The organism is Mesorhizobium argentiipisi (SeqCode) (genome assembly GCF_037179585.1).
Classification (GTDB): domain Bacteria; phylum Pseudomonadota; class Alphaproteobacteria; order Rhizobiales; family Rhizobiaceae; genus Mesorhizobium; species Mesorhizobium argentiipisi.
The window spans coordinates 1-12,016 of record NZ_JAPYKO010000031.1; the positions used below are offsets into that span (position 1 = coordinate 1).

Below are 12,016 nucleotides of genomic sequence, written 5' to 3' on the forward strand. Positions count from 1 at the left end.
GGTAAGTGGGGATGGGGCAGGGAACGCTGTCCTTCAGCAAAAAATACCCAGACCCGTTTTTTAACTTTTGACTGGAGGTCAGAAAATGAACATCAAGAGCCTTCTTCTCGGCTCAGCTGCGGCCCTGATCGCAGTTTCGGGCGCCCGCGCCGCCGACGCGGTGACCGTCGCCGAGCCGGAACCGGCTGAATACGTCAAGATCTGCGACGTGTACGGCTCGGGCTACTTCTATATCCCCGGCACCGAGACCTGCCTGCGCATCGGCGGCTATGTCCGTTACGACATCGGCATCGGCGACGTCGGCTCGTTCGACGGCGCGAAGGCGTTCGATCATGAGGATGGCGACCAGCAGGACACGTTCTACAAGCAGGCCCGCTTCACGCTGAAGACCTGGACGGGCCAGGAGACCGAGCTCGGCACGTTGAAGACCTACACCGAGACCCGCTTCAACTTCGGCAATCACAACGACTACGGCTACCGCACCAATGGGGACACCAATTTCGCCCACAACAAGGGCGTTTCGCTGAACTTCGCCTGGATCCAGCTCGGTGGTCTCCGCGTCGGTAAGGACGAATCGGCCTTCGACACGTTCATCGGCTATGCCGGCAACGTCATCCAGGATACGCTCGTTCCCTACGGCGATTTCGACACCAACGTCGTCCAGTACTACTTCGACGCCGGCAACGGCTTCTCGGCGGTGGTCTCGCTGGAAGAAGGCCAGGGCCTCATCGGCACCATCGACAGCTATGTTCCGCACGTCGTCGGCGGCGTGAAGTGGACGCAGGGCTGGGGCGCCATCACCGGCGTCGTGGCCTACGACAGCAACTACGAGGAAGTGGCCGGCAAGGTTCGCTTGGACGTGAACGCCACCGACGCGCTCTCGCTGTTCATCATGGCTGGCTACGGCACCGACGACAACCTCAGCGACGCGACCTGGGCAATCCCGGCCGGTGGCCGCGGCTTCTACAAGCAGTGGGGCGGCAACTGGGCAGTCTGGGGCGGCGGCACCTACAAGTTCAACGAGAAGACCTCGTTCAACCTCCAGGCGTCGTATGACGAGTGGAAGAATCTCGGTATCGCCGCGAACGTCGCTTACGACATCGTGCCCGGCCTGACGATTACGGCCGAAGTCGACTACTTGCACGCTGGCAGGTTCGACGATTTCGGCACCGGTACCGACAGACTCAACTGGACCAACGCTGACAAGAAGAACAGCGTCGGCGGCATGCTTCGCTTCCAGCGCTCCTTCTAAGGGCTGGACTGCTACAAGTGAAATCCGGCCCGAGCGTACGCTCGGGCCGTTTTGTTTTCGCGATAGGCCAAACGAAAGGATGGGGGTGAAACGGTAAGCTGATCGGGTCTGTGGAGCGACTTTGTGGGATTCGCCACGGCGGATGTGGTCGGCCACCGGATTCGAAAACTCTTGAAAGGACATCTCCGAACGGTTAGGGCTGAAGGCTTAACCGCAGGGGGTGTGGCTAAAAATGTCGAACGAAGCGATTCAAGAGGGGGAGCCCTCTGGTCATTTTGCGGTATTTTCTTCTCAGAATTCGAAGTTTAGGTACACTTACAACAAGATCCGGGAAGTAAAATCGTACAGGATCGGGGAACTCTTTGCAGCATACCGGGATATACTCTGGGATGATGGGCGGCATAAATACAATGTCAGCTCTTTCATCGGTGAAATAGACGAGATCCTTCTCGGAGAACGTTTCAGCACCTTCGACCAGAACACCCTGGACAATCTTATCGGTACCTTGCGCCAGCGCGGGAACAGCAACGCAACCATCAATCGCAAGATGGCTGCACTCAGTAAGCTGCTGCGCAAGGCTCATAAGATGGGAGATATCCACAGCCTGCCCGAGTTCCGCCGCCAGAAGGAGCGGGCGGGACGGATTCGTTTCCTCGAAAGGGACGAAGAGACAAGGCTGTTCGCTGCCATCAAGAGCCGCAGCGAGGATGCTTACAGACTTTCCGTTTTCCTGGTCGACACCGGCTGCCGTCTAGGCGAGGCGCTCGGCCTGATCTGGAACGACATCCAGGAGCACCGCGTCTCATTTTGGATCACGAAATCCGGCCGCAGCCGCACCATCCCGATGACCGAACGGGTCAAGGAGGTGATCAAGCTGCCGCCGACCACCGAGGGTCGCCGGCCGAAGGGTCCGTTCACCAAGCTCAGCCAGGCGCAGTACCGCGCCATCTGGAACGAAGCGAAAGCGGAAGTCGGTCTTGGCGCCGATGAACAGGTGGTACCGCATATCCTGCGCCACACCTGCGCTTCGCGCCTTGTCCAGGGCGGTATCGACATCAGGCGCGTGCAGATGTGGCTCGGCCACCAGACGCTGTCGATGACCATGCGTTACGCGCATCTCGCCACCAACGACCTCGATGGCTGCGTCGTCGTGCTGGAAAAACCGCGTGCCGAAGAGGCGCCGCGCCCGGCGGAGAGCTCGGTTTTTCCGTCTCCGTTGACCGCGCCGTCATCCGCCAAAGCCGCTCGCAACGAGAGCGGATCGGAGCCGGCGAAGGCACGCCGCAAGAGCTCGAAGGGCAAATAGGCGAGCGCCGCGCGTCGGCGAATCTATATTTCATCGAGAAGGCCTGAGACTGAGTTAGTCTCGGTCTTTACTTTATTCTGATTTGCGTTCTGCCCGATCGAGGAAATTCGCAATCCGCCCCGGCAGGCTTCCGGTTTCCAGGAACGGCGCGTGTCCCTGGCCTTCGACGGTGATCGTCTCCATGCCGGGATGCCGCCTTCCCATCTCCTCGACAGTCGCAGCGGATAACAGTTTTGAATTGCCGCCGCGAATGGCAAGCAGCGGCACGGTGGCTAAAGCATCGAACTGTGGCCAGAGATCCGGTAGCGGCTTGCTGAAGTCGGTGCCGGCAAAGGTGTCGACCAGGGCCGGATCGAAATCCGCCACCCAGCCGGCCTCCGTTTCGCGGCAGATTGCCCGGACCATCCGCGCCCAGTCGGCGTCGGTGAGCGCCGGGAAATCGGCGCCATGCACGCGCCGCTGGGTATCCACCGCCTCGGCGAGTATCTTCGGCTTCGGCGCGCGGTCGAGATAGGAGCGGATATGGGCAAGGCCCTCGACCTCGATCACCGGGCCGATGTCGTTCAGCACGATGGCCTTCAGGACGGCCGGCTTCAATGCCCCGAGCACATGGATGATCAGGCCGCCGCGCGAGGTGCCGATGAAAGCAGCCTGCTCGATGCCGAGCGCCGACAGCCCCGCAAGCACGTCCCCGGCTTCGACCCCGACATTATAGTGGCCGATATCGGGATCATTGTCGGATTGCCCTCGACCGCGATAGTCGAATGCGACGACTTTTCGCGGCCTTTCGGCTTTGCTCGAAAGGTGGAGTGCCAGTTCGTGGAAGTCGCGGGCATTGCGCGTGAGACCGGGCAGGCAGACGGCCGGCCAGCCCTTCGCATCCTCTTCGCCATAGATCCGGGCGTGGAGTTTCAAGCCGTCAGGCGCCGAATAGAAGAAGTCGGACAAACCTTCGCCGCTCGCCATTGGAATGCCTCTCCCAGTTGGGGGGTGACCGACAGCTACAGGCGAGGGCAGGGATCGTCAAACACTCTTCCCTTCTCCCCTTGCGGGAGAAGGGTGGATCGGCGCGATAGTGCCGAGACGGATGAGGGGTGCTGGAAGGAATGAGACCGCGGCGATTTCAAACATACCGCCAAGCTGGAACACCCCTCATCCGACCGAGCTTCGCTCGGCCACCTTCTCCCACAAGGGGAGAAGGAAAAGCGCTCAACTCCGCCCATTCACAAGATCCCCCACGATGTCGTACTTGCCCGAAATACGCATCTTGTAGACCTCGTAATTTTCCATCACGCGCTGCACGTAACTTCTTGTTTCCGTGTAAGGAATCCGCTCGATCCAGTCGACGACGGCGTCCACGTCCTTGCCGCGCGGGTCGCCGTATTTCGCCACCCATTGGGCGGCGCGGTTGGGGCCTGCATTGTAGCCGGCGAAGGTCAGCACATAGGAGCCGCCGAAGCGGTCAAGCTGCTCGCCGAGAAAGGCTGAGCCCAGCGTTGCGTTGTAGCCGGCATCGTTCGTCAGCCTGGCCTGCGAGAAACTCATACCGGCCTTCTTCGCCAGCTGCTTGGCGGTGCCCGGCATCAACTGGAGCAGGCCGCGGGCGCCGGCGCTGGAGACGGCGCCGATGTTGAACTCGCTTTCCTGGCGAGCAATGGCATAGGCGAGCGCCTTGCCCGACCCGGAAATGTTGGCCGTATCGGGAATGACACCCAGCGGATGCGACAGCGCGCCGACATCGATGCCGCGCTGGGCGGCGATCTTGCCGACCTTCAGCGCCATGAAATGGTTGCCCTGCTTTTCGGCCAGCACCGCAAGCAGCGCCAGTTCGCCCGGACTGGTCAGCTGCCCGGCAAGATCGCGGTAGAGCGTTTCGGCGTAGCGGTCATAGCCCGCCTCCTGCAGCCGCTTGATCGCGCTCACCGCCTCGCGGCCGTCAAAGCTCTGGCGGTCGGCGGCGCTCGGTTTCGGATAGACGATACTGAGGGTCCTCAGGCCCACGCGCTCACCCGCGAGCTGGCCGTAGAAGGTCGTGCCGTAGCTGGCAGCGTGCGTGAAATAATCCTTGGCGCTGCCCGGGCCGCCGACTTCCGCCGCGCGGCCGAGCCAGTAATAGGCGCGCGACAGCGACACGGGTCCCTGGGCGAGCTCGGTGATGCGCTTGAAGTGGGTGGCGGCGGTCGCCGGATCGTTGAGGCCGCGCAGCGCATACCAGCCGGCGTGGAATTCGGCCTCGGCGGCATTGGCCGGGCTTTCGGCCGCATGCATTGAGACGATTTTGTAGGCGGTCTTCATGTCGCCCTGGTCGACCAGCTCGCGCGACAGCACGCGGCGCTCGACCCACCAGGCATCGGGGTCGACCAGCGAATCGCGATCGGTCGGTGCCTTCATCACGACAGCAGCGGCGTCGGTGAATTTCTGCTGCTTGCGCAGATATTCGGCCTCGGCGAAGAAATAGCCTGCCGAGCGCTGCGCCGCGGGCACCGCCTTCAACAGCTTGGCGGCGTTCTTGTCGCCCTTGTCGGCGGCCGCCCACGCATCCGCCAGCGGCTGTGCGCCGGCGAGGCCGGCGACCCGCAGCGCCGAGGACGGCCGGTCGGCATAGAACATGCGCTCCATGCGGTAGCGATGGTCGGCCGCCGGAATCAGCGTGCCGAACTCCTTGATGATGGCGTTCTCATCCTTGGCTTCCAGTTTTACGCTGCGCCAGAACGGCACCAGCATCGCGCGGGCGGCGGCCTGGTTGCCAAGCGCCACCTGCGAACGGGCAAGGATGATGACGCCCTCGGGCGTCAGCGGCTGGCTGCGGCCGAAGGCTTGAACCACCACTTGCGGCGGCGGGTTTTCGCGATAGAGCGCACGCTCGCTGTTCTTGCGCAGCGCGATCGTTCCTGGCCAGCCCGGTAGCATCTTGGCGGCATCGGCAATCTCGCCGCTCGGCACCTGGTCGCCGCCATAGAGCGCGATCGCCCAGGCGAGGATATGCCTGTCGAGCGAGGTGGCAGGCAGCGTGTCGCGGGCATTGCGCGCGCCGGCAATGTTGTTGGCGGCAAGCGCGTCGAGGCCGCTCTTCAGATGCGCTATGTCGTCAGACTGCGATGTAGGGCCGGTCGCCTGCGGTGTATCGGGAGCCGGGATCGAGGCTGTCATGCGCGCGTCGACGCTGCCGCCGATCGCCATGCCTGGCATCAACGCGACGATCGCGCCCAAAAGCGCGAAGAGATGAGGCCGCCTCGTCGGCATTTTGCGATCCTAGCACATGGTCAGCAGGCGCGGGCACTTGAGACCCCGACACGAAGCCTAAACTTAGGTCGTGAAGGGCTCGTAAACAAAAGGTTATCGAGGCCGTTCGAATGGCGCTTGCTGGTGTCCCGATTCTGAAATTCGCATGACCTTGATATCCGGCTCGGCGCGAATTTCAGAATCGCAGGACACCAGCCAACTGCCGAATCCAGTGTCGTTTGGTTTTCGATGTTCGCCCCGAGCCCTGATATCGACTTCTAGCGAACATCGAAAACCACGACACTGGCACTACGCCGATGCTTGCCGCTGAACCATGTCGAGACTATGGTGCGCGGCTTCGCTTTCGGTTAGAAGGCGCGCAAATAAGATGCCGATGCATGTCGCCCAAAGCAGGAACCGGGTTTTGGGTAATGACATGCATAAACGAACAAAGTTCCAAGGAGTTTGGACGATATGCTGAGAGGCTCGCTCACCGCGCTCGTGACACCGTTCGAAAAGAGCGGGCGCTTCGACGAGAAAGCCTTTCGCGCTTTCGTCGAATGGCAGATCGCCGAGGGCACCAAGGGCCTCGTTCCCGTCGGCACCACCGGCGAGTCGCCGACGCTCTCGCATGAGGAGCACCGCCATGTCGTGAAGGTCGCCATCGAGGTGGCCAAGGGCAGGGTGCCGGTCGTGGCCGGCGCGGGCTCCAACAACACCGAGGAAGCTGTCGGCCTGGTGAAGTATGCCGAACAGGCCGGCGCCGATGCCGCCCTTGTGGTCACGCCTTATTACAACAAGCCAACGCAGCGCGGCCTTTATGAGCATTTCGCCGCCGTTGCCCGCGCGACCAAGCTGCCGATCATCATCTACAACATCCCGCCGCGCTCGGTGATCGACATGACGCCGGAGACGATGGGCAGGCTGCGCCACGATTTCAAGAACATTGCCGGCGTCAAGGATGCCACCGGCAAGGTCGAGCGTGTCTCCGAGCAGCGCATGACCTGCGGCAAGGATTTCATCCAGCTCTCCGGCGAGGATGCTTCCGCGCTCGGCTTCAACGCCCATGGCGGCGTCGGCTGCATCTCGGTAACGTCCAACGTCGCGCCGCGGCTCTGCGCCGAATTCCAGGAAGCGACGCTCTCCGGCGACAGCGCCAGGGCGCTCGAGCTGCAGGACCGGCTCTTGCCGCTGCACAAGGCGATCTTCATCGAGCCCGGCGTATCCGGCGCCAAATACGCGCTGTCGAAGCTGGGCAAGGTCGAGAACGTGGTCCGCTCACCGCTGGTGACGGTCGAGTCCTCGACCGCCGAGAAGCTCGACGCGGCGCTGAAGCACGCCGGCTTGATAAATTAGGGATGAGGCGCCACCTCTCCGCATTATGAATCAAGTGAAGAAAGCCGATCCCAACAACAGGACGGTCGCCGAAAACCGCAAGGCGCGCTTTTCCTACGAGGTGCTCGACACGATCGAGACCGGCTTGGTGCTGACCGGCACCGAGGTCAAGTCGCTGCGCCAGGGCCAGGCCAACATCCAGGAAAGCTACGCCTCGGCCGAGGGCGGCGAGATCTGGCTGATCAATTCCTATCTTCCGGAATATCTGCAGGCCAACCGCTTCAACCACGAACCGCGCCGCCGCCGCAAATTGCTGGTCTCCAAGCGCGAGATGGCGAAACTCTCGCAGAGCGTCGAGCGCGAGGGCATGACGCTGGTGCCGCTCAAAATCTATTTCAACGATCGCGGCCGCGCCAAGCTGCTGCTCGCGGTTGCCCGCGGCAAGAAACTGCACGACAAGCGCGAGACCGAAAAGCAGCGCGACTGGTCGCGCGAGAAGGGCCGGTTGCTGAAGGAGCGCGGCTAAGCTCCCGGGCCGGCCGCACCCGGTCGCCTGAAAAAAGCCGCCGGCCGGTTCTCTGGTCCGGCGCGTATTGCCTTCCGACGGGGGATGTCTTGGGCAAGCGGATTGTGTTCTGGGGCCTTGCCGTCGCGGTTGTCGCCAGTGCCGTCGTGGCAGGCGCCTTCTTCTGGTTCCGCGGCTTTTCCCCGGATCGCGAGGAATTCCCGATCCGTGGCGTCGATGTCTCGCATCATCAGGGAAAGATCGACTGGCCCCGCGTCGCCGCCGACGATGTCGCCTTCGCCATCATCAAGGCGACCGAAGGCGGCACCCATGTCGATACGCAATTCTCCATCAACCTGCGCGAGGCCCGCGCGGCCGGCCTGGCGGTCGGCGCCTATCACTTCTTCACCTTCTGCCGGCCAGGCGCCGACCAGGCGAAGAACTTCATCTCGGTAGTGCCGCGCGGTGAGCCGCTTTTGCCGCCGGTGGTCGACATCGAGTTCGGCGGCAATTGTCCGCAGCGCCCATCGCCCGAGCAGTTGAACGCCGAGCTTGCCGCTTTCCTCGGCCCGGTCGAGACGGCATTCGGCAAGCAGGCGATTTTCTATCTGACCGACGAGGCGGCAGACGCCTATTCCGGCAGCATTCTTAACCGCCGGCGCTGGTTGCGTTCGCTGGCGATGAGGCCGCGCGAGAACGACTGGATCTACTGGCAGTATCACAATATGGGCCGCGTCGACGGCATCGAAGGCGATGTCGATCTCAATGTCCTGAAGGGCGGCCGCGAGACGCTGGCGAAGTTGTTTGCGCCGACGCCTTGAATTGCCGGTCCTTGAATCGCTTGCCGCACCGCTGAAGGCTTACGATCCTCCCGGCGCCGGTGCATTAAGGCGTCTATTGGCAATCCGCCCTCCGATCGCTGACAAGCCCATCCCGGCGGCCATGATGGTAATGGCTGCGAACTGGATCGTCATCGGCGTTTCGCCGAGTACCGCAATGCCGACAGCCACGTGGCGATGGGTATGCCGGGCAGAAACAGCGATGCCGTCTGCGGCCCCAACTGCCCGACGACATAGGTATAGAGGAACATGGCTGCCGCGCCGGCCAGAATCCCCTGGATCACGATCTGGCTGATGATTTCCGTGGCGGCCGCGGCATGGATATGGCTTGGTGCGACGAAGTAGAGAACCGGCAGCGGCAGGCAGGACAGGAGCACTACCGCGGCCGTGGCCGTGACGGGATCGGCACGCCACCGCCTGACAAGAACGGCATAGGCCGAAAACATCAGCCCCGATCCAATGAAAAGCATATCGCCGACGAGAACGCCGCCGGTGCCGTCGCGCGCCGGCGCAATGAACAGCAACAGGCCGGCGATGATCGCGACGACACCGATGGTCCGTTGCTGCGGAGCGCTCTCGTTGAAGACGATGCGTGACAGCAGGAACGAAAAGAAGACGATCGACGCTGGACAAAGCGCCGCCGCATGGGCGGCAGGGGCATAGGTCAGGCCCCAATTGATGATCAGCGGATAAGGCAACCCGGCCAGCGCCGCCAATGCCAGGGCCCGTCGCCAGCCAAGCGCCCTCATGCTTACAAAGCCGCCGCGCCAGACGATCGGCAGAAAGACCACCCCCGCGCCGCCGAAGCGCAAGGCGGCCAGATCCGTCGCCGTCAGATGCTCCCTGAGGCTGAAGCGGGCGGCGACGAATTGGATGGCGTAGATGCCGATCATAATGAGGCCCGCGATGATCGCCAGCCTGGAGTTTCCTGAGTCTCGCGCGTCCGCCATGTTCCGCCGCCGTCGTGACATCACCATCGAAGATCATCTCCGCACAAAGCGATGAAAGCGCAGGCTATTGCCGAAAAGCCCGTGGCAAAATACGCTCTTTTCTCGAAATTCGAGTGAAACTCACAGATTAGAGGCAGATGTAGCGTGAATGCTGAAGCAAGCGACCTCGACGGCGTCGACCGCAATCTCCTGCGATTGCTGCAAGAAGATGGGCGTCGCACCACGCTTGATCTGGCGGCGCGTGTCGGCCTGTCGCCGACCGGCACCAGCATGCGGGTGAAGCGGCTATTTCGGGAAGGCTACATCACCGCGGTTAGGGCCGTGCTGGATCCCGCCAAGATCGGGCGCGGCACGCTCGTCTTCATCGAGGTTCGCCTCGATCACACCGCGCCTCATATTTTCGAGCGCTTCGCCGAAGCGGTGACCCAGGCGCCCGAGGTTCTCGAGTGCCACATGGTCGTCGGTGGCTTCGACTATCTGGTCAAGGCGCGAATTTCGGAAATGGCCGCCTATCAGGATTTTCTGACGCGGGTCATTCTCGCGCTGCCGGGAGTGAAGGAGACGCACACCTATGCCTCGATAGGCGACGTGAAGCCGCATGCACTGCTGCCGGTATAGTCGCCGGACCACCGGGGCACTCTGAATCTAGTTCTTCAGGAATGCCGCAATCTCCTTGAACACATTGACGAACATCTCCTCCGTCAGCACGCCCGTATTGGTGTTGTAGCGCGAGCAGTGATAGCTGGAAAACAAGGCGATGCCGCTGCCGGCTTCCTGCCGCCCGCCATGGCGGAACGGAAAGGCTGCGACGCGCTCACCCAGCGCCCGCACCGTCGACTGATGCGCGATCGAACCCAGCGTCAGGATAGCGCGAAGGTTGGGGAAGCGCGCGATGGTGGGTTTCAAAAAAATCCGGCAGGTGGCGATCTCGGCGCCCACCGGCTTGTTCTCCGGCGGCACGCAGCGCACCGCATTGGTGATGGCCGTGCCGACAAGCTCGAGCCCGTCATCCGGCCTTGCCTTGAACTCCCCGCGCGCCAGGCCGTGCGCGATCATCGTGCCGTAGAGCAGGTCGCCGGCATAGTCGCCGGTGAAGGGGCGTCCTGTGCGGTTGGCGCCGCGCAGGCCGGGGGCCAGCCCGACGATCAGGAGTTTGACCGAATTCTCGCCTTCCGGTGGCAGGAAGGTCGGCACCGGCGCGTTGAACCAGCCCGGCTCACGCTCGCGCCAGGCGGCGATGAAATCATGGAGCCGCGGGCAAAGCGGGCAGTCACGGCCGGGTTCGGGGGAGGGCGCGGCGCTCAAGGCCGCAGTCCGTCAATAGTCGTCCTCGTCGACTTCGGCGGGTTCCGACCGGCGCACGGGCCGCTCGGACGGATCGCGGCCGACTTCGCTCTTCAGCGTCATCAGGTCGATGAAATGGTCGGCCTGGCGGCGCAGATCGTCGGAGATCATCGGCGGCTGCGAGGCCATGGTCGAAATGATCGATACCTTGCGGCCGCGTCGCTGCAGCGCCTCGACCAGCGTGCGGAAGTCGCCGTCGCCGGAAAAGATCACATAATGGTCGACGACATCGGCGAGCTCCAGCGCATCGACGGTCAGCTCGATGTCCATATTGCCCTTGATCTTGCGGCGGCCGGTCGAGTCGGTGAATTCCTTGGCGGGCTTCGTCACCACCTTGAAGCCATTATAGTCGAGCCAGTCGATCAGCGGCCGGATAGAGGAATATTCCTGATCCTCGACCAGCGCGGTGTAGTAGTAGGCGCGCAGCAGGTAGCCGCGCTTCTGGAAGCTCGACAGGAGCTTGCGGTAGTCGATGTCGAAGCCCAGCGCGCGGGACGTGGCGTAGAGATTGGCACCGTCGATGAAAAGAGCGATCTTTTCACGGGGATCGAACATTGAAAAACATCCCTTTCGAAAATTTCTGTCGTCTAAAAGCGTTTGACGAATAGGTCCGGCAAATGGACCTCGGTACCGTCACATCCGAGATAACGCGCAATTTGTGGATATCCAAGGGCACGGCCGGCATTGCAAGCAATTGTGATCGCGACTATCTAAGCGCCATCATGGCGCGCCCCCGATGATGAGCCGGCAAGGGTCGCAAAGTTGGCGCCGGCGCCTTAAAGCTTGTATTTCGCCCGCGCCCGCGTTATGGAGCGCGCCAGCTTTCCATCAAATCCATCGCATGAAAGGGGCAGTCCATGGCCCGCGTAACCGTTGAAGATTGCATCGACAAGGTCGACAACCGTTTTGAACTCGTGCTGCTCGCCGGCCATCGCGCCCGCCAGATCAGCCAGGGCGCGCAGATCACCGTTCCGCGCGACAACGACAAGAACCCGGTCATCGCGCTGCGCGAGATCGCCGACGAGACGCTGTCGCCCGACGACCTCAAGGAAGACCTGATCCATTCGCTGCAGAAGCATGTCGAGGTCGACGAGCCGGAGGCCGAGGGCGAGGCGATCACCGACCAGACCGGCGAGACCGCTGTCGCAGCCGACACCGACGAGGCCGAGGAAAACATTACCTTCGACCGCATGAGCGAAGAAGACCTGCTCGCCGGCATCGAAGGTCTGGTGCCGCCGGAAAAGAGCGACGACTACTAAGGGC

Annotated in this window: 12 protein-coding genes; 7 read left to right on the forward strand and 5 right to left on the reverse strand. The window is 62.5% G+C overall.

Translation table 11 applies throughout. The features are described from left to right. Positions 1–85 precede the first annotated feature (85 nt). Both O7A05_RS28630 and O7A05_RS28635 read left to right on the forward strand, forming a co-directional pair. The gene (locus O7A05_RS28630) at positions 86–1,252 is read left to right on the forward strand and encodes a porin (protein ID WP_337096460.1); all 1,167 of its coding nucleotides are present in this window, start codon (positions 86–88) and stop codon (positions 1,250–1,252) included. 232 nt (positions 1,253–1,484) lie between these two features. Next, complete coding sequence (locus tag O7A05_RS28635; protein ID WP_337096461.1) at positions 1,485–2,558, forward strand: tyrosine-type recombinase/integrase; 1,074 nt, start codon at positions 1,485–1,487, stop codon at positions 2,556–2,558. 72 nt (positions 2,559–2,630) lie between these two features. Here the strand turns inward: O7A05_RS28635 and O7A05_RS28640 are convergent, their stop codons facing one another. Both O7A05_RS28640 and O7A05_RS28645 read right to left on the reverse strand, forming a co-directional pair. Further along, positions 2,631–3,524 (reverse strand): alpha/beta fold hydrolase, encoded by an 894-nt coding sequence (locus O7A05_RS28640; protein ID WP_337096462.1) that lies wholly within the window; start codon positions 3,522–3,524, stop codon positions 2,631–2,633. A gap of 243 nt (positions 3,525–3,767) precedes the next feature. After that, positions 3,768–5,801: a lytic transglycosylase domain-containing protein gene (locus tag O7A05_RS28645; protein WP_337096463.1), complete on the reverse strand. Its 2,034-nt coding sequence runs from the start codon at positions 5,799–5,801 to the stop codon at positions 3,768–3,770. Between the two features lie 453 nt (positions 5,802–6,254). On the opposite strand from O7A05_RS28645, the gene dapA reads away from it, so the two are divergent. The 3 genes from dapA (at position 6,255) to O7A05_RS28660 (ending at position 8,441) form a co-directional block, all read left to right on the forward strand. Beyond that, positions 6,255–7,136 carry a 4-hydroxy-tetrahydrodipicolinate synthase gene (gene dapA / locus O7A05_RS28650; protein ID WP_337096465.1) on the forward strand — a complete coding sequence of 294 codons (882 nt, stop codon included), beginning with the start codon at positions 6,255–6,257 and terminating at the stop codon, positions 7,134–7,136. A gap of 25 nt (positions 7,137–7,161) precedes the next feature. After that, on the forward strand, positions 7,162–7,641 hold the full coding sequence (smpB, locus tag O7A05_RS28655) for an SsrA-binding protein SmpB (protein WP_127877696.1): 480 nt from the start codon (positions 7,162–7,164) through the stop codon (positions 7,639–7,641). An 89-nt stretch (positions 7,642–7,730) separates the two neighbouring features. After that, the gene (locus tag O7A05_RS28660; protein ID WP_337096468.1) at positions 7,731–8,441 is read left to right on the forward strand and encodes a glycoside hydrolase family 25 protein; all 711 of its coding nucleotides are present in this window, start codon (positions 7,731–7,733) and stop codon (positions 8,439–8,441) included. A 149-nt stretch (positions 8,442–8,590) separates the two neighbouring features. On the opposite strand, the gene O7A05_RS28665 is transcribed toward O7A05_RS28660, so the two are convergent. Continuing rightward, positions 8,591–9,409, reverse strand: coding sequence for a DMT family transporter (locus O7A05_RS28665; protein WP_337096470.1), 819 nt, complete (start codon positions 9,407–9,409; stop codon positions 8,591–8,593). A gap of 144 nt (positions 9,410–9,553) precedes the next feature. On the opposite strand from O7A05_RS28665, the gene O7A05_RS28670 reads away from it, so the two are divergent. Further along, positions 9,554–10,027 carry an Lrp/AsnC ligand binding domain-containing protein gene (locus tag O7A05_RS28670; RefSeq protein ID WP_337096472.1) on the forward strand — a complete coding sequence of 158 codons (474 nt, stop codon included), beginning with the start codon at positions 9,554–9,556 and terminating at the stop codon, positions 10,025–10,027. 27 nt (positions 10,028–10,054) lie between these two features. Here the strand turns inward: O7A05_RS28670 and O7A05_RS28675 are convergent, their stop codons facing one another. Together O7A05_RS28675 and O7A05_RS28680 are read right to left on the reverse strand one after the other, a co-directional pair. Then, positions 10,055–10,714 carry a uracil-DNA glycosylase gene (locus O7A05_RS28675; protein ID WP_337096473.1) on the reverse strand — a complete coding sequence of 220 codons (660 nt, stop codon included), beginning with the start codon at positions 10,712–10,714 and terminating at the stop codon, positions 10,055–10,057. A gap of 12 nt (positions 10,715–10,726) precedes the next feature. Further along, a complete protein-coding gene (locus O7A05_RS28680) occupies positions 10,727–11,308 on the reverse strand; it encodes a LabA-like NYN domain-containing protein (protein WP_337096475.1) in 582 nt (193 codons plus the stop codon). A gap of 302 nt (positions 11,309–11,610) precedes the next feature. Between O7A05_RS28680 and rpoZ the strand changes: the two genes are divergently transcribed. Further along, complete coding sequence (rpoZ, locus tag O7A05_RS28685) at positions 11,611–12,012, forward strand: DNA-directed RNA polymerase subunit omega (protein ID WP_337096477.1); 402 nt, start codon at positions 11,611–11,613, stop codon at positions 12,010–12,012. Positions 12,013–12,016 lie beyond the last annotated feature (4 nt).